The 18,924-nt window shown below is 46.4% G+C and carries 8 protein-coding genes; 3 read left to right on the top strand and 5 right to left on the bottom strand.

All coding sequences use genetic code 11. From position 1 onward, the window contains the following. Nucleotides 1–115 precede the first annotated feature (115 nt). The 5 genes from AB4263_RS08415 to gltB (AB4263_RS08395) form a co-directional block, all read right to left on the bottom strand. Nucleotides 116–544, bottom strand: a complete 429-nt coding sequence (locus AB4263_RS08415) for a DUF1499 domain-containing protein (protein ID WP_017059301.1) — start codon at nucleotides 542–544, stop codon at nucleotides 116–118. Between the two features lie 172 nt (nucleotides 545–716). Continuing rightward, on the bottom strand, nucleotides 717–2,129 hold the full coding sequence (locus AB4263_RS08410) for an FAD-dependent oxidoreductase (protein ID WP_372098065.1): 1,413 nt from the start codon (nucleotides 2,127–2,129) through the stop codon (nucleotides 717–719). Between the two features lie 16 nt (nucleotides 2,130–2,145). Then, entirely contained in the window at nucleotides 2,146–6,609 is a 4,464-nt protein-coding gene (gene gltB, locus AB4263_RS08405) for a glutamate synthase large subunit (protein ID WP_372098064.1), read from the bottom strand. A gap of 428 nt (nucleotides 6,610–7,037) precedes the next feature. After that, complete coding sequence (locus AB4263_RS08400) at nucleotides 7,038–8,507, bottom strand: glutamate synthase subunit beta (RefSeq protein ID WP_017066517.1); 1,470 nt, start codon at nucleotides 8,505–8,507, stop codon at nucleotides 7,038–7,040. After that, a complete protein-coding gene (gene gltB / locus AB4263_RS08395) occupies nucleotides 8,507–13,054 on the bottom strand; it encodes a glutamate synthase large subunit (protein WP_372098063.1) in 4,548 nt (1,515 codons plus the stop codon). The genes AB4263_RS08400 and gltB (AB4263_RS08395) overlap by 1 nt, the downstream gene beginning before the upstream one ends. A 529-nt stretch (nucleotides 13,055–13,583) precedes the next feature. Here gltB (AB4263_RS08395) and AB4263_RS08390 point away from each other — a divergent pair. The 3 genes from AB4263_RS08390 (at nucleotide 13,584) to arcB (ending at nucleotide 18,924) form a co-directional block, all read left to right on the top strand. After that, entirely contained in the window at nucleotides 13,584–14,537 is a 954-nt protein-coding gene (locus AB4263_RS08390; protein WP_372098062.1) for a TIGR01212 family radical SAM protein, read from the top strand. 91 nt (nucleotides 14,538–14,628) lie between these two features. Beyond that, nucleotides 14,629–16,380, top strand: coding sequence for a diguanylate cyclase domain-containing protein (locus tag AB4263_RS08385; protein WP_017059307.1), 1,752 nt, complete (start codon nucleotides 14,629–14,631; stop codon nucleotides 16,378–16,380). 174 nt (nucleotides 16,381–16,554) lie between these two features. Then, entirely contained in the window at nucleotides 16,555–18,924 is a 2,370-nt protein-coding gene (arcB, locus tag AB4263_RS08380) for an aerobic respiration two-component sensor histidine kinase ArcB (protein WP_017062885.1), read from the top strand.

The following is an 18,924-nucleotide window of genomic DNA, read 5'->3' as shown; positions in this document are numbered from 1 at the left end:
AATAAATAATATTTAAACAGTAGAGCGAAATTGTAGCATGGATAAGAAGTGTCGAGCGACTGCCCAGAGGCACTTCTCATCCGAATAGTAGCGATTTATCTGCGCATTCTTTTATCTATTTGATTAGGCCTTCGCTTTTCAAGCTAGCACGAAGTTGTTCAGCTCGTTTTCGGTTTACGCCAAAATCAGAATGGCCAGTACGAGACTCTGAACGCACGATCAGTTTGCCATCCGTGATTTTAAGTTCTAAGTCATCGACAAAACGCATGATGCGCGAAGTACATTCAACACGCAGATAATCTTCTGTTTTACTCGCGGTTTTTGATCCCGGTAAGGTTAGCGCAACCTGCTCAATCGCATCTAAGCTCGCTGAATCTGACAACTCAAACGCGGCCAATGCATGTTGCTCACGATCATCTTGAGTTGATACGCAGTTTGGTTTGTCTCCACAAGGTGATGAAGTTCTGTCTTTCATGTCCGTGATTCCTTGGCTGCAAGCGGTTAACGTTAAAAGTGATAACGAGAGGAGAGCTGCTTTTTTCATAATGTTTCCTATGGCGTTGTTTTAATTTTAGTTATAGGTATTGGCTTGTTTGCGATTGTTTTACGTATTTTTCGATATGCTTGTGATAAACGTATCTAATTCAAAAAAGGATCCATCATTGGATCCCTTTTTTATAGTAACGGCCTGAGTAATAAAGGAAACCTTAGATTAGTCACACTTCTAGGTAGTCCAAGATCCCTTCTGCGGCTTTACGGCCTTCATCGATAGCGGTCACCACTAAGTCAGATCCTCGAACCGCATCGCCACCTGCAAATATCTTGCTGTTGGTGGTTTGGTATTGAAACTCTTGTTTGTTAGGAGCCTTGATGCGACCCCACTGATCGAGCTCCACACCGAAAGGTTCTAGCCATTCCATCGTATGAGGTTGGAAACCAAATGCCATAATTACGGTATCAGCCTCAAGAACATGCTCACTGCCTTCGACAGGTTCTGGACGACGACGGCCTGCTTCATCAGGCTCACCCAAAGCGGTTTTCACGAATTTCACACCAACCACATGACCAGCGCTGTTAAGCTCTAAGCCGATAGGTTGTAGGTTGAACTTGAACTTCACCCCCTCTTCACGTGCATTTTTTACCTCACGGCGAGAACCTGGCATGTTGGCTTCATCTCGGCGGTAAGCACACACCACATCTGCCGCATTCTGACGAATAGAGGTTCGAACGCAGTCCATCGCCGTATCACCACCACCAAGCACGACGACTTTCTTACCTTGCATATCGATAAATGGGGTTGGGTTTTCCAGTTCCATGACCTTGTAGGTATTAGAAATCAAGAATGGCAGAGCATCATAAACGCCCGGTGCATCTTCGTTGTCTAAACCCGCACGCATGTTTTTATAGGTGCCGACACCAAGGAAAACAGCGTCGTAGTCATCGACGAGTTGCTGAAGTTGTACATCTTTGCCGACTTCGGTATTCATTTGGAACTCGACGCCCATCTCGCTAAAGATACGGCGACGATTTTCCATGATGCCTTTCTCAAGCTTGAACGATGGAATACCAAACGTCAGTAGGCCACCGATCTCCGGATAGCGGTCAAACACAACGGCTTTTACGCCATTACGAACTAGGATGTCAGCCGCCGCTAGACCTGCTGGCCCCGCACCGATGATCGCGACCTTTTTATCAGTCCACTCAACGTGAGACATGTCAGGCTTCCAACCCATCTCAAAGGCTTTGTCGGTAATGTACTTTTCAATATTGCCAATGGTTACGGCACCGAAATCGTCATTGAGGGTACAAGAGCCCTCACACAAGCGGTCTTGAGGGCAAACTCGACCGCAAACCTCAGGCAGGCTGTTGGTTTGGTGAGACAGTTCAGCGGCTTCGATAATGCGCCCTTCATTGGCAAGCTTAAGCCACTGAGGGATGTAGTTGTGAACAGGACATTTCCATTCACAGTATGGGTTACCACAGTCTAAACAACGGTCTGCTTGCGCTTTCGCTTGCTGTTTAGTGAAAGGTTCGTAGATCTCTACAAACTCAATCTTACGTATCTTGATTGGTTTCTTCGCTGGGTCTACGCGATTCACATCAATAAATTGGTATACATTCTGGCTCATTATTGGCTCCTTCCAATTATTGCGCTTGAACACGAAGTTCAGCTGAGCTGCGGCTTTGGTGGCCGAGCAAGGTGTTCAGATCCGCCGTCTTTGGCTTCACTAGGTAGAACTTTGGAATCCATTCATCAAAGTTCGCCAGAATAGCTTCAGCGTGTACTGAGCCAGTCTCTTCTAAGTGCTCTGCAATTAAGCCACGCAGATGTTCTTGGTGGATAAATAAGTCAGACAGAGAAAGTGCCTCGACCGACTCGTTATTTACTCGACCTTGGAAGTCTTCGTTCTTATCCATGACATAAGCGAAGCCACCTGTCATACCCGCACCGAAGTTGACGCCAGTTGCGCCAAGAATGGCAACAATACCGCCGGTCATGTATTCACAGGCGTTGTCACCAGCGCCTTCAATCACAGCAACCGTACCTGAGTTACGTACGCCAAATCGTTCGCCAGCCGTACCAGCTGCAAACAGCTTGCCTCCAGTTGCGCCATACAGACAGGTGTTGCCTATGATGGTCGCTTCGTTACAAGTAAATGCGGTGCCTTGGTGAGGCTTGATAACCACTTTGCCGCCAGCCATGCCTTTGCCAACATAGTCATTGGCATCGCCTGTTAGGTAAAGCTCAACGCCGCCTGCGTTCCAAACCGCAAAAGATTGGCCTGCTGTACCGTCGAGATATAACTTGATTGGTGAACCTGCCATCCCTTGGTTGCCGTATCGCTTAGCAATTTCACCAGAGATACGAGCACCAATCGAGCGGTCTGTGTTGATCACGTTGTAGTAAAGGCTGGTGGATTGACGTTTCTCAATTGCATCGAGTGCATCATCCAGAATCTGCTGGTTGAGCTGAGCTTTATCAAATGGTGCGTTTGGCTCGGTCCAAAACAGTGGGTGACGTTCTGGAGATACCGGAGCTTCGAGTATTGAAGAGAGATCGAGCTTGTTCTGTTTCGCAGTGAGGCCTTGAACGGCTTCAAGTAAGTCGGTACGACCAATCAGGTCCGTGAGTTTTTCTACGCCGAGTTCTGCAAGGTATTGGCGAACTTCATCGGCTAGACCTGTAAAGTAGTTCACCACCATGTCTGGCAGGCCTTTGAAGTATTCGCGGCGTAGTGTTTCATCTTGAGTCGCAACACCCGTCGCACAGTTGTTTAGGTGACAAATTCGTAAGAACTTACAACCCATTGCGACCATTGGCGCGGTACCAAAACCAAAGCTTTCTGCACCGAGAATCGCACCTTTAATCACATCAAGGCCAGTTTTTAAACCACCATCGACTTGCAGGCGGATCTTATGACGAAGCCCGTTAGCAACCAGTGCTTGTTGAGTTTCTGCTAAGCCAAGCTCCCAAGGGCAACCTGCGTATTTTACCGAGGTTAGAGGGCTTGCCGCGGTACCGCCATCGTAGCCAGAAATGGTGATCAGATCGGCATAGGCTTTCGCTACACCAGTTGCAATCGTGCCTACACCCGGTTCCGATACTAACTTTACTGAAACCAAGGCTTTAGGGTTCACTTGTTTAAGGTCGAAAATCAGCTGCGCTAGATCCTCGATAGAATAAATATCGTGATGTGGAGGAGGGGAGATCAGTGTCACCCCTTGAACTGAATATCTCAGCTTAGCGATTTCTGCGGTAACTTTATGGCCGGGCAGTTGACCACCTTCTCCAGGCTTCGCACCTTGCGCGACCTTGATCTGCAAAACATCCGCATTGGTTAAGTAATGTGGCGTCACACCAAAACGACCGGAAGCTATCTGCTTGATACGAGAGTTACGGTCAGTACCAAAGCGTCGAGGGTCTTCACCACCTTCACCAGAGTTTGAGTAACCACCCAAGCGGTTCATCGCCATTGCTAATGCTTCATGCGCTTCTGGGCTCAAAGCACCGATCGACATTGCCGCAGAGTCGAAGCGTTTAAACAGATCGCTGTTAGGCTCGACTTGCTCTAGTGGTAGAGGCTGATCGGCTTTTTTGAGGCTCATTAAGTCGCGTAACATCGCAGCTGGACGAGCATTTACTTGCTTAGCAAAAGAGAGATAATCCGATGTCTCACCTGTTTTTACTGCAGTTTGCAGAGTGCCAACCACATCAGGGTTATAGGCGTGATATTCGCCGCCGTGTACGTATTTGAGTAAACCACCGTGCTCGATTGGCTTACGCTTAGTCCAGGCTTTACGAGATAAGTTATAGATATCTTGCTGGAAATCGCTAAAGCTTGCGCCTTGGATTCGAGTGGTAACTCCGCGGAAACAGAGCTCAACAACATCGGAATGAAGGCCAACGGCTTCGAAAAGCTGTGAACAGCGATAAGAGGCAATGGTTGAAATTCCCATCTTCGACATGATCTTGTACAGACCTTTGTTGATGCCGTTTTGGTAATTTTGCATTGCGGCACGATAATCTTTATCTAAAGAGCCATCATCCAACATTTTACCTAACGCTTCATAAGCGAGGTATGGGTAAACCGCGGTTGCACCGAAGCCAAGCAGCACAGCAAATTGGTGTGGGTCGCGCGCAGTTGCTGTCTCAACAACGATGTTGGCATCACAACGCAGGTTGGTATCAGCAAGCCTTGTTTGCACCGCACCAACCAACATGGCTGCAGGGATCGGTAGTTTTCCTTTCTCTAAACCTTTGTCCGACAGCACAACTAAAACCGCACCTTCGCTGACTTCTTGTTCGGCGCTATCACATACTGCTTTGATTGCTTGTTCTAGATCTTGGTTATTTGGGTCGTAGTGCATGCTGAGAATGACATGACGATAATGTTTTTGACTCAACTGCAGAAGCTGCTGCATGTCTGAGTAAAGCAGTACTGGTGAATCAAACGTGACACGATAGGCGTGACCGTCTGTTTCACAGAACACGTTCATCTCTTTACCAATACTGGTCGCCAAAGACATCACGTGTTTTTCACGCAATGGATCAATCGGTGGGTTGGTGACTTGTGCAAACTTTTGACGGAAGTAATCAGTGACCAAGCGTTCTTTTGAAGAGAGCACAGCCATTGGCGTGTCGTCGCCCATTGAGCCCACTGCTTCTTGCCCCATATCACCAAGCACACGCAGCACTTGGTCGGACTCTTCGTTGCTCATCGCAAACTGTTTTTGGTAGGTCTTGAGCGTATCATCGTCAAAGCTACGCTTACCCACTTGGTCATCTTGCAGCGCAGAAAATGGCGTTAACTTGTGAACGTTCTTTTCCATCCACTCTTTATATGGGTGGCGGCCTTTGAGGTCATTGTCGATCTCATTAGATTGCCATAGCTTGCCGCGGCGAGTATCTATTACCAACAGTTCGCCCGGGCCAACACGGCCTTTCTCTGCGACTTCATCCGGTGCGTAGTTCCAGATACCGACTTCTGATGCGAGCGTGATTAGATTGTCTTTGGTAATCACATAACGCGCAGGACGCAGGCCGTTTCTATCTAGGTTACACGCAGCGTAACGACCATCTGAAAGTACGATACCAGCAGGACCATCCCACGGTTCCATGTGCTTTGAGTTGAAGTCGTAGAATGCACGTAGATCTGGGTCCATATCTGGGTGGTTTTGCCAAGCGGGCGGCACAAGCATGCGCATCGCTCGGAACACATCCATACCACCGGCAAGGAACAGGTCGAGCATGTTATCTAGGCTTGATGAATCTGAGCCTGTCTCATTCACAAAGGGTGCGGCGGTTTGTAAGTCTGGCAGCAACGGCGAAGAGAATTTATAGGCACGAGCCTTAGCCCATTGTCGGTTACCTTCAATGGTATTGATCTCACCATTGTGCGCTAAATAGCGGAATGGTTGAGCCAGTGGCCAACGTGGCTGAGTATTGGTTGAGAAACGCTGGTGGAACAGACATATCGCCGATTCCATGCGTAAGTCTGCAAGATCGAGGTAAAATCGCGGAAGATCGGCCGGCATACACAGACCTTTGTAAACCATGACTTGTGTCGAAAGGCTACAAATATAGAAATCTTTGTCTTCGGTGATCTGTTTTTCAATTCTGCGACGAGCGATATAAAGGCGTCGTTCAATATCGCGTTCACGCCAACCCGCGGGGGCCGAGATAAACACTTGCTGAATATTGGGAACTGAATCTTTGGCAATCGGACCTAATACGTCGGTGTTGGTCGGTACTACGCGCCAACCTGCAACCGTTAAGGTCTCTTGAGCGAGCTCTTTATTGACGATGTCTTGCGCGGATTGCGCTTTGATTGGATCTTGGCTGAAGAAAATCATGCCGACAGCGTATTGCTTGCCGAGCTTGAAGTTATTCTCTTCTGCAATAATTCTGAGATAAGAGTCAGGCTTCTGTAGTAATAAGCCACAGCCATCCCCGGTTTTACCATCCGCAGCGATACCACCACGGTGTGTCATGCGATCGAGGGCTGAAATAGCAGTTCTTACCAACTTATGACTAGGTTGGCCTTCCATTTGCGCTATTAAACCAAATCCACAGTTGTCTTTTTCAAGACTAGGATCATATAGAGCCATTGCAATTCTCCCTTTTGCTTCTCTGTCATCCAGACAGTAAATGACTAACTATTCATATACTTGTTGTTTTTTATAAACTGATAGTTTGCTTTAGCCAGTTAAAACGTTATTGGTTGTGTTAACAAAACCGATTGATTTTATTTTCATCAGCTTTACAACGTATAGCTAATTGTGTTTAAGGTCAAGTTCATGGTTAATTATCATGCATAAACGCGATTAGCCACTTAATAATCTAAAATAGTCGATGGATATCAATGAGATATATAAGGTGAATGTTAACGAGATTTAACATATACAACAGGATGATTTTGAAAACGACAAATGCCAGATAGAAAAAAGGCTAGCATCGAGTGCTAGCCAAATATAAAAGTTAGGAAGGGTATTGCTTTTCCTCTAGGCTAACGTAATTGACGTTAGCCCGAGAAATATTATGCGGAAAGCATGAGTGAATCAGCTTTCGCTTCTAAGTTTGAGTTACCCATTAAGAAGTCATCAATGGCAATTGCACATTCACGACCTTCATTAATACAACGTACAACTAGAGATTGACCAGTACGCATATCACCAGCAGCGAAAACGCCTTTCTGGTTCGTTGCAAAACCTTCAGAAGCGACGTTACCGCGCTCGTCCAGTTTAATGTCTAGTTGAGCAAGCACGCCGGTTGGCTCCGGGTGTAAGAAGCCCATTGCTAGGAATGCCATGTCACAAGGAATAACACGTTCAGAGTTCGCTACTTCATCAAAGCCTGGACGCTCACCTGGTTTCGCATCTTGCCAAACGATGTCAGCAATACGTAGACCCGTCACTTGACCTTGCTCGTTACCGATGAACTCTTTGGTTAAGATGTTCCAGTGACGTTCACAACCTTCTTCGTGAGAAGTGGTGGTTTTCATGATCATTGGGTATTGAGGCCAAGGCATGTTTGCTGGGCGCTTCTCTGGTGGGATCGGCATGATCTCAACCTGAGTAATGCTCGCTGCTTTGTGACGGTTTGATGTACCCACACAGTCAGAGCCAGTATCACCACCACCGATAACCACAACGTGCTTATCTTTCGCGTGAATCTCTTCTGTTTTAAGATCTAGGTTGTTAGCTCGGCGGTTGTTTTGACCAAGGAACTCCATGGCAAAGTGAACGCCTTTCAACTCACGACCTGGGATTGGCAAGTCACGTGGAACCGTAGAACCACCCGTTAGCAATACCACATCAAACTCTTGGCGTAGCTGCTGAGCGTTAACATCAACACCGATGTGTTGGTTAACTTTAAACTCAACGCCCGCTTCAGCCATTAGGTTGATCTTACGATCAATCACGTCCATACCCAGTTTGAAGTCTGGGATACCGAAGCGAAGTAGACCACCGACTTTCTCGTCACGTTCAAATACCGTTACCGAGTGACCAGCGCTGTTTAGCTGCTCCGCTGCGGCTAAGCCAGCAGGACCTGAACCGATAACTGCGACAGTTTTACCTGTGCGAGAGCGTGGTGTTTTAGGTTTTGCGTACCCTTCACGGTACGCAGTTTCGACAATCGTTTTCTCGATATTACAGATAGTGATTGGGTCTTGGTTGATACCAAGAACACAGGCACTTTCACAAGGAGCAGGACAAACACGACCGGTAAACTCAGGGAAGTTGTTGGTAGAGCTTAGGATGTTCCAAGCCTCTTCCCAGCTGTCACGGTAAACCGCATCATTGAATTCTGGGATGATGTTACCAATCGGACAGCCGTTGTGACAGAAAGGTACGCCACAGTCCATACAACGAGAGGCTTGAGTATTGATCTTTTCACCAAACTCTTCGTTAAGTACGAACTCTTTGTTGTCTTCAATTCGAACTGACGGGTCGAGCTTCTTTGGAAGCTCACGACCGTGTTCTAAAAATCCAGTAGGCTTACCCATTATACTGCCTCCACTTCTTCCGTTTGTGCCTGTTGTGCTTCAGCTTTACGCTTTTCAAGAACAGCTTTGTAGTCGCGTGGCATTACTTTAACTAGCGATGCAACACTTGCTTCAAAGTTGTCTAGGAAAGATTGAGCAACTTCACTTCCTGTGAATTCAACATGCTTAGTTAGCATATCCAGTAGAAGATCTTTATCTTCTTGTTCAATTGGATCTAGGTCTACAAGTTCAGGGTTGAGCTTGGTTTCGAAGTCACCCGCTTTGTCCCAAACATAAGCAACACCGCCACTCATGCCCGCAGCAAAGTTACGACCTGTTGAACCAAGGATAATGGCAACACCACCAGTCATGTATTCACAACCGTGGTCACCAACGCCCTCAACAACAACCTTCGCACCTGAGTTACGAACACAGAAACGTTCGCCTGCCATACCGCGAATGAAAGATTCACCTGAGGTCGCACCGTAGAAACATACGTTACCAACCACGATGTTATCTTCAGCAACGATAGTCGATTTCGCATCTGGGTACAGTACCAAAGTACCGCCAGACAGACCTTTACCCCAGTAATCGTTCGCGTCGCCTTCTACTTCGAACTTAACGCCTTTCGCAAGGAACGCACCGAAAGATTGGCCAGCACTACCGTGGAACTTAACGTTCATTGGTTGTGGTAAACCTTGGTCTTTGTAAACCTTCGAGATTTCGTTCGACAGCATGGTACCAGCAGAGCGGTCCGTGTTGATGATAGGGAAGCTCGCATTCACGGCTTCGCCTTTCTCAAGAGCTGGAATCGCAGCTTGAATCAACTTGCGGTCTAGAACGTCTTCTAGGTTGTGGTTTTGTTGCGTCTGGTTGTAGATACCATCTTCTTCACGTGCCTGCTCAATGTGCAGTACAGGTGTTAGATCTAGGTTCTTGTACTTCCAGTGGCCGATGTCGTCACGAACTTTAAGTTTGTGCGATTGACCTACCATCTCATCGATAGAGCGGAAGCCAAGTTCAGCCATAACTTCACGCAGACCTTCAGCCATGTATTGGAAGAAAGTCACTACGTCTTCTACGCGGCCGTCGAAACGCTCACGCAGAGTTTTGTTTTGTGTTGCGATACCAACAGGACAGGTATTCTTGTGACACTTACGCATCATGATACAGCCTTCAACAACCAATGCTGCTGTTGCTACGCCCCATTCTTCCGCGCCAAGTAACGTTGCTACTGCAAGGTCACGTGGTGTTTTCATCTGACCATCTGACTGAACAACGATACGGTTACGTAGGCCGTTTTTCAGTAGTGTTTGGTGCGTTTCTGCTAGACCCAGTTCCCAAGGCAGACCAGTGTGACGGATAGAAGACATCGGAGATGCACCCGTACCACCATCGAAACCTGCGATAAGTACTACGTCAGCTTTCGCTTTTGCTACACCTGATGCAATCGTACCTACACCAGCTTCTGATACTAGCTTCACGTTGACACGGCCGTTACGGTTCGCGTTTTTCAGATCGTAGATCAGCTGAGCTAAATCTTCGATTGAGTAGATATCGTGGTGTGGCGGTGGTGAGATTAGACCTACGCCTGGAGTCGAGTGACGCGTCGCGCCGATCCAGTCATCAACCTTATCACCAGGTAGCTGACCACCTTCACCAGGTTTCGCACCTTGAGCCATCTTGATTTGCAGCTCATCAGCGTTCGATAGGTAGTAAGACGTTACACCAAAGCGACCAGAAGCCACCTGTTTGATAGCTGAACGTTCCCAGTCACCGTTTTCTTTACGTTCGAAACGTGCTGGATCTTCACCACCTTCACCTGAGTTTGACTTCGCGCCAATGCGGTTCATTGCAACAGCCAGTGTTGAGTGAGCCTCATGCGAGATAGAACCAAAGCTCATTGCGCCAGTAGCGAAACGCTTAAGGATATTCTCGATTGGTTCTACTTCCGCTAGAGGAATAGAGCCTGCAGGGTTCTTGATGAAATCAAGTTGGCTACGTAGCGTTGCTGCGTTGTCGCCTTGGTCATCAACTGCTTTTGCGTACTTCTTGAACTGACCGTAATCTTTGTTACGCGTCGACTCCTGAAGTAGAGAGATGGTTTCTGGGTTGAATAAGTGCTTCTCACCACGTTGTTTCCACTGGTAAACACCGCCAACATCAAGGATTTGAGCTGGGATTTCACGAGCTGGGTAACCAACACGGTGACGAACAAGTACTTCACGTGCGATATCGTCGATCGTTAGACCTTGAATACGAGAAACCGTACCAGTGAAGTATTTTTCAACCACTGACTTGCTGATACCAAGTGCTTCAAAGATTTGTGCACCGTGGTAAGACTGCAGTGTCGAGATCCCCATCTTAGAGAAGATCTTCAGTAGACCGCCGTTAACACCTTTACGGTAGTTATCGAAGAACTCACGTGTGTGAACGTTCGGGTCTAGTTTTTTAGTACGTTGTAGTTCAACAATCGTTTCAATTACTAGGTATGGGTTAACTGCGTTTGCACCATAGCCAAGAAGCGTTGCGAAGTGGTGTGTTTCACGTGCATCACCCGTTTCAACCACGATGTCACACTTAGCACGTAGGCCTTTTCGGATTAGGTGGTGGTGTACCGCGCCAACAGCCAGCATTGCTGGAATTGCAGCGTGGTTAGAGTTAACCGCACGGTCAGTCAGTAGGATGATTGAGTAACCATCAATCACGGCATCTTCTGCGTATTGGCAAATACGTTTCAGAGCACGCTCTAACTTACCTTGGTCTCCGTTTGCTTGGAATACGATATCTAGCGTTTTCGCTTGAAGGTGCTCGTTATCGATAGCACGCAGCTTTTCTAACTCAGAGTTAGACAGTACTGGAGACTCAAGCTCTACCTTTTGACAGTGCTCAGGTGTTTCAGCAAGTAGGTTCTGATCTTTACCTAGGTAAGTGTTCAGAGACATAACCATACGCTCACGAATCGGGTCGATTGGTGGGTTAGTTACTTGAGCAAACAGCTGTTTGAAGTAGTTTGAAAGGTGCTGCGATTGGTGAGAAAGAATCGCTAGCGGCCAGTCAGCACCCATTGCAGAAAGCGGCTCATAGCCAGTCTTCGCAAGAGGTAGAATGATTTCGTTTACTTCTTCAGAGCTCACACCAAACGATTGTTGTTTGTGGAGAAGTTTCTCTGGAGAAGGTTGGCTAAATTCGTTGCTCGCATCCGGTAGCTTTTTCAGGCTCAGAAGGTTCTCTTCAACCCACTTTTCGTAAGGTTGTGCTTTAGCAATGCTGTCTTTCACTTCTTCATCAGAAATGATGCGGCCTTGCTCAAGGTCAGCAACGAAGATACGACCTGGTTGTAGACGACCACGGTACTCAACGTTTTCAGGTGCAATCTCAACAACACCAGACTCAGACGCCATTACTAGGAAGTCGTCTTTAGTTACTGTGTAGCGAGAAGGACGCAGACCGTTACGGTCAAGTGTTGCACCTACTTGAACACCATCGGTGAAACATACTGATGCTGGGCCATCCCATGGTTCCATTACGTTCGCGTGGTACTGGTAGAACGCACGACGAGTTGGATCCATGTTTTTGTTTTCTTGCCATGCTTCCGGGATCATCATCATCAACGCGTGTGGCAGAGTACGACCTGAAAGAACAAGTAGCTCAAGTGCCATATCGAAGTTTGATGAATCCGAACTACCTTCCTGACAGATAGGAAGCAGCATGTCGATTTCAGCTTGTGTAAACAGATCCGATTCTAGGATTGCTTCACGTGCTTTCATCCAGTTCAGGTTGCCGCGAACCGTATTGATTTCGCCATTGTGCGCGATGTAACGGAAAGGCTGAGCTAGACGCCAACGTGGGAATGTATTGGTAGAGAAGCGAGAGTGTACTAGTGCTAGAGCTGTCACCATGGTTGGGTTTTGCAGATCTAGGAAGTACTGAGGAACTTGTTCAGTTGTTAGCTGACCTTTGTACACCAATGTCTTGTAAGACATAGAGTTGATGTAGAAGTCATCACCGATATTTGAAACGCTTTCTAGGCATACACGAACCGTGTAGTTACGTAGAACATACAGTTTACGCTCAAGCTCTTCTGGTGTGATACCAGGGCCGCCAGAAATAAATACGTGTTCAAATTGAGGTTCAGTGCTTAGTGGGTCAGCACCAATCATTGAATTGTCCGTTGGAAGTTCACGGTAACCGATCACTTCTAACTCTAGGCGTTGTGCATTGCGTTCTAGAATGTCACGACACTGTGCACGTTTGTGTTCATCTTTAGGGAAAAGTACAACACCAACACCATATTTTTCAAAAGATGGCAGTTTAATTCCAAGCTTTACGGCTTCTTCTAGTAAGAATTCGTGCGGCTTCTGTAGCAGGATACCTGCACCATCACCAGAACACGGATCGCAGCCTTGGCCACCACGGTGTTCCATACGTGCAAGCATATCGAGTGCTTGAGTTACTACATCATGAGATTTGCGATTCTTGAGATGCGCAACAAAACCGATACCACAAGCGTCATGCTCCAGTTCAGGAGTATACAGACCCTGTGAGTTCTGCTCTTGATCTACCATAGATACATCCTTCCAGTTAAATCTAGGCGCAACTTCTTTGTATAAAGTCAGCCTTGTCCTTTTATATTTATGAGTCTAAACCTGCCTATGTTGGCGGTTTGAATCCTTTCCGTATCTCGCAGGAAAAGTATTGCGAGAAAAACAATCCTTAGTGATACCTGTTTATTTTTAACCACAAACTAGTGGTTTATATAGGTGGGAGTTAGATATCACCGACTTATTAGCAAGTTTTCGTTGTAAGTAAATACTCAAAAATAGCCAATATGTGTAAGTATCCTACAATTTTGTCTAGGCGAATTGCAATGAAAGTTGACCCATGTAGACCACTTTTTTCGTTTTATTTTGAATTTAATGCCTAACAAATGTGCAACATTAGGCAAATAGAGCCGATTTTTTGCATGTTTATTGATATTTGTTAGGTTGCTCGCAAAAAGCCTTGAGTAAACTAATTGGTCGAATTTTGCAGGGATGTAATTTTTTTTCAAAAAAGACTGATATTCATTCTTATTTACTTGAGTGCTTTGAAAATATGCAATTACACGAGTTGGTCAATACTATCGGCCAAGACCTTCAACGCCGTTATGGCGAGAAGGTTCACAAGCTGACGCTTCATGGTGGTTTCAGCTGCCCAAACCGAGACGGGACAATTGGCCGTGGAGGTTGCACGTTTTGTAACGTGGCTTCCTTTGCCGATGAACAAACTCAAATTCAAAGTATTGCTGACCAGCTAAAAGATCGTGCGGGTGAAATTGCTCGTGCTAAGAAGTATCTGGCTTACTTTCAGGCGTACACCAGCACTTATGCTGAGGTGCAAGTGCTCAAGAATATGTATGAAGAGGCGCTAAAAGCACCCGGTGCAGAGATCGTCGGCCTTTGTGTTGGTACGCGACCAGACTGTGTGCCTGATGCGGTGTTGGATCTGTTAGCGGGCTACGTTAAACAAGGCTATGAGATTTGGCTCGAGCTTGGCCTGCAAACCGCCAATGATAAAACCCTCAAGCGAATTAACCGCGGCCACGATTTTGCGGTGTATGAAACGATCACCCAACGCGCACGCGCTTTAGGTATCAAGGTGTGTACTCACCTGATTGTTGGTCTACCAAAAGAAACCAAAGCGGATAACCTTGAAACCTTAGACAAGGTATTAGCCGTTGGCACCGATGGTATTAAGCTGCACGGCCTTCATATAGTAGAGGGCAGTACCATGGCTAAGGCGTGGAAGGCAGGAAAGCTAGAAGCCCCAAGCCTTGAAGAGTACATCGATATCGCGAGTGAGGTCATTCAACGCACGCCTGCGGACGTGGTTTATCACCGTGTTTCTTCAGCGGCGAGACGCCCAACCTTACTTTCTCCTTTATGGTGTGAGAACCGCTGGTTAGCGATGACTGAAATAGGTCGTTCGTTGGATAAAACCGGTGCTCAAGGCATCAAAACGGGCTCTGCATTCGAGTACACGTTGCCTGTTTTAAACGCGGCCAATTAATAGAAATGGGTGACTGTAGGTGACAGCAGATAAAACCAATAAATAGTGGTAACATTTCCCTAACAGATTTTATGGTATAGATTGAGAGTAAATGGAACTGGTAATGACTTGGTTGTGGGACAGGGCGTATGGCTACGGTATTTATATCGTTGTTGTATTGCTGATTGCTCTCATCTGCTGGCATCTCTATTCTCGTTATCAGTCGCATATCGAAACGCTTCTACTTGCTACCCCGTCGCCACTCTACTTTGTTGATGTTCGAAGTGGCGAAATACTCTATGCCAATCGCCAAGCCATGCAGTTGCTTGGTATCCGCCAAATCGGTGTTAATTTTCGCTTTCCTACTGTGGAAAGCGAGAACAGCTTTCGTCACTACTTAACCAACCACATCAACTCTCGAGCCTTCGAGCAGGTCTCCCTGTGGGCGCTTTCTGAATTTGAGTCGTTCAAGATCAACTTGATCGGTCGTAAGATCCATTTTAGAAATAAGCAGGCTTGGATGATTCACGCCTCACCTTATAAAAACACTAACGAAGAACTGTCCCAAGAAGTTCGAGAACTGAATGTTGCTCGTACCGCTTTGGATTCTTTGTCTGAGCTGATCTACGTGAAAGATCAGAAAGGTCAGTTAGTGACGAGTAATCGCTCGTTTAAAAAGTTTTGGCATGGTCGTGCTGAAGAGGGCACCCTGAGTGTTTCTGGTGGAGTATTAAAAGGTCGTGTAAGTGAACGCTCTTGGACTACAGATCAAGATGGAAAAAGCTGCTTGCTTGAAACCTACCAAAGTGTGCTGCTTTCCCAAGATGGAGAAACCATCGGCACGCTCTCTATTAGTCATGATGTGACCGATTGGCATGACATGCAGCAGAAACTGCGTGGCGAGATGGAGAAGCGAAAAGATACCGAAGTGGCACTTGCGCAGCGTGACACCATCTTGCAAAACCTCCTGGAGGCCAGCCCAGACTCGATTGGTATCTTTAATGAAAACATGGTTTATCAAGCGTGTAATAAACCATTTGTGGCTGCGCTGGGTATCTCTGAAGTCAGTGACTTGATCGGTAAACGTTTACAAGATGTGGTGCCACATAGCATCTATACGCGAATATCAGAAACCGATCATCAAGTGCTTCATCAAAGTAAATCACTGCGTTATATCGACAAAGTGGTCTCAAGTGATGGAACATTTACTTGGTATGATGTAGTCAAATCACCGTTTAGAGATCCAGCATCGAGCACTAATGGTGTGTTGATCATGGCGCGTGATATTACAGAGCGTTATCTAGCAGAACAAAAGCTTGAAGAAGCCAACCTTGAACTTGAACGCCTCAGCTTTATGGATAGCCTGACTAAAGTGTCTAACCGACGTCGTTTCGATGAACAGCTCTCTACACTGTGGCATTATCATGTGCGTGAGAAGCTGCCACTGACGATCATGCTATGTGATATCGACTTCTTTAAAGGCTACAACGACTTTTACGGACACCAACAAGGCGATGATGCTTTGATTCAGGTTTCTCAGGCATTTAAGCAGGTGTTGAATCGTTCATCTGATTGTGTGGCTCGTTATGGTGGTGAAGAGTTCGGCTTTATTCTGCCAAATACAACGACCGAAGGTGCTCAGCTGGTGGCGCAGCGTATTCATGATGAAGTCCTAAAATTGGAACTTGCGCATGAGAAGTCGACAGTCTCTGAATTCATCACGGTGAGTATTGGTATTATCTCTTACATTCCTACACCTGATGATGAAATGGAATCGGCTGTTGCCTTGGCTGATAGTGCGTTGTATCAAGCGAAATCAGACGGTCGCAACCGTTCAATGGTGCATCCATACTCAATTCGCTAACGCTATAAAATTGGCAATTTGATTATCCCCGGCTATTTTTGCTTAGTTAGTATTTGTATTGGTTAATTAACCTTCGAAATTACCGCTGAACACTTGCTGCGTGTGATGTAGCTAGCTTACCTCCCATCTTCAAACAGGGTAGAATGTTGCTAGTCTTATCGCATGGAGCGCTAAATGAAACCCATGAAAAATCTTGCCCAGTATTACGTGGATCTACTCGTAAAACTGGGGATTGTCCGCTTTTCTATCTTACTCGCCCTAGCGCTTGTTGCCCTCGCTGTTGTTGTGCAAGTCGGTATCACCCTTGCACTCAAAGGCAATGTTGATGACATCGACATTGTCCGTTCAGTTTTCTTCGGTTTAGTGATCACGCCTTGGGCGGTTTATTTTCTGTCAGTGGTCGTGGACCAGTTGGAAGAATCACGTCAAAGGTTAGCGAAATTGGTCTCTAAACTTGGCGACATGCGTGAGCGAGACCAAGAACTCAACAATAAAATGCAGCTCAATATCGAGAAGCTTAATCAAGAAATTGAAGAGCGTGAAAAAGCGGAAGAAGCGCGCGCAGAAGCAATGCAAGATCTCGAAAACGAGGTGTTCCAGCGCGAGCGTACTCAGCTTGAACTCGCAGAACGTACTGCACTGTTACGCTCGTTTATCGATGCCTCGCCTGACCTTATTTACTACCGTAATGAAGATGGTGTGTTCTCTGGTTGTAACCGTGCGGTTGAAGAGCTCACTGGTAAAACAGAAAAAGAGCTAGTTGGTTTAACTCCTTGGGATGTTTACAGTAAAGAGGTCGCTCAGCAAGTTGTTGAAACCGATAAGAAAGTATTTGCTGACAACCAAGCACTGACTTATGACCAATGGCTTGAATACCCAGATGGCCGCAAGAGTTACTTCGAACTGCGTAAAGTGCCTTTCTACAGCAAAGATGGTCGTCACTTGGGCTTGGTTGGTTTTGGCCGCGATATTACTGAACGTAAAGAGCATCAAGAGTCGTTAGAAAAAGCCAGCCGCGATAAGACCACCTTTATCTCAACTATTAGCCACGAGTTAAGAACGCCGCTCAACGGCATCATTGGCTTGAGCCGCATGCTGCTTGATAGCCAACTGACCACCGAACAGCGCAAGCAGATGCAAACCATCAAGGTGAGCGCGGTGACACTGGGTAATATCTTCAACGATATTATTGATATGGATAAGTTCGACCGCCGTAAGCTTGAACTCTTCCCTACGCCTATTAACTTTGAAGATTTCGTTGTCGAGATCGAAAGTATCTCTGCGTTGATGGCTGAGCAGAAAGGGTTAAGGTTCGATCTAGAAAGATTGTCTGATCTTCCAGCTGCTGTTGAGGTGGATGGTACTCGTCTTAGACAGGTACTGTGGAACCTTGTTAGTAACGCGATGAAGTTCACCAAAGATGGTGGAGTGGTGATGACAGTCAGCGCCGACATTGATGGTGACTTTGCCAACATTACGATGGAAGTGGAAGATACTGGTATTGGTATCCCTGAAAGTGAAATCGAGAAGATCTTCGCGATGTACTATCAGGTGAAATCGGGCACGGACAACTTGCACGCTGTCGGCACGGGTATTGGTCTCGCTGTCTCTCAACAGCTAATTAATATGATGGATGGCCACATTGAAGTCATCAGTGAAGAGGGCTTTGGCAGTACCTTTACGGTTTCGATTCGAGTTCCAGTGAATCACGATACTCAGGCTCTGATCAAAACGCCAAGAAAACAGTCGAATCTTAAGATCTTTATGGTCGAAGACATTGAACTCAATATCACAGTGGCTCGCTCTCTACTTGAAAGCCTTGGCCATGAAGTGACAGTCGTGATGACGGGTAAAGAGGCGCAAATTGCTTTCAATCCTGAAGACTATGATTTGGTGTTGTTGGATATCCAACTGCCAGATATGACGGGTTTCGATATTGCTCAATACTACCGCGAGAAATACAGCCAGCTACCGCCTTTGGTGGCGTTAACTGCGAACGTATTAAACAACAAGCAAGAGTACTTCCAGAAAGGCATGGACGAAGCGATCAGTAAACCTTTGTCGGTTCGAGCTATCCAAGATGTCATCAGTGAACTTATCGAAGATGCACCAGAGGTAATTGAGAAGGTAGCGGGCACCGATAAGGTTGAGAGCATTGATAAAGTCGACGCGAGTAAGCCTGTTCTTTCAGAAATTGATACCACTTTGCTTGATATTGATATGCTAGAGTCTTATGTTGATATTGTTGGACCGAAACCGGTTTTGGATAGCATCGCGATGTTCGAAGATATGATGCCGGAGTATATGGAAATATTGAACTCCAACATGGTCGCGAAAGATAAAGCCAGTATCGTTTCTGAGGCACATAAGATTAAAGGTGCTGCAGGTTCTATTGGTCTGAAACGCATCCAACAAGTTGCCCAGAAAGCTCAATCTCCAGATTTGCCTGCGTGGTGGGAGAACATTTCAGATTGGGTTGATGAGATAAATAACGAATACCAGAATGACATTGAAGTTTTAAAGAGTTGGTTAAATCAAAGGTAG

Source organism: Vibrio sp. 10N.261.55.C5, from assembly GCF_041470505.1.
Taxonomy (GTDB): domain Bacteria; phylum Pseudomonadota; class Gammaproteobacteria; order Enterobacterales; family Vibrionaceae; genus Vibrio; species Vibrio crassostreae_C.
The sequence above is the reverse complement of the archived record's forward strand: the minus strand, read 5'-3'. Positions and strand labels throughout refer to the sequence as shown.

What these genes read in the sequence shown, in the direction of transcription:
- AB4263_RS08415 (WP_017059301.1), bottom strand. Translation starts at nt 544, where the DNA reads ATGAAAAAAGCAGCTCTCCTCTCGTTATCACTTTTAACGTTAACCGCT.
- AB4263_RS08410 (WP_372098065.1), bottom strand. Translation starts at nt 2,129, where the DNA reads ATGAGCCAGAATGTATACCAATTTATTGATGTGAATCGCGTAGACCCA.
- AB4263_RS08400 (WP_017066517.1), bottom strand. Translation starts at nt 8,507, where the DNA reads ATGGGTAAGCCTACTGGATTTTTAGAACACGGTCGTGAGCTTCCAAAG.
- AB4263_RS08385 (WP_017059307.1), top strand. Translation starts at nt 14,629, where the DNA reads ATGGAACTGGTAATGACTTGGTTGTGGGACAGGGCGTATGGCTACGGT.
- gltB (WP_372098064.1), bottom strand. Translation starts at nt 6,609, where the DNA reads ATGGCTCTATATGATCCTAGTCTTGAAAAAGACAACTGTGGATTTGGT.
- gltB (WP_372098063.1), bottom strand. Translation starts at nt 13,054, where the DNA reads ATGGTAGATCAAGAGCAGAACTCACAGGGTCTGTATACTCCTGAACTG.
- AB4263_RS08390 (WP_372098062.1), top strand. Translation starts at nt 13,584, where the DNA reads ATGCAATTACACGAGTTGGTCAATACTATCGGCCAAGACCTTCAACGC.
- arcB (WP_017062885.1), top strand. Translation starts at nt 16,555, where the DNA reads ATGAAACCCATGAAAAATCTTGCCCAGTATTACGTGGATCTACTCGTA.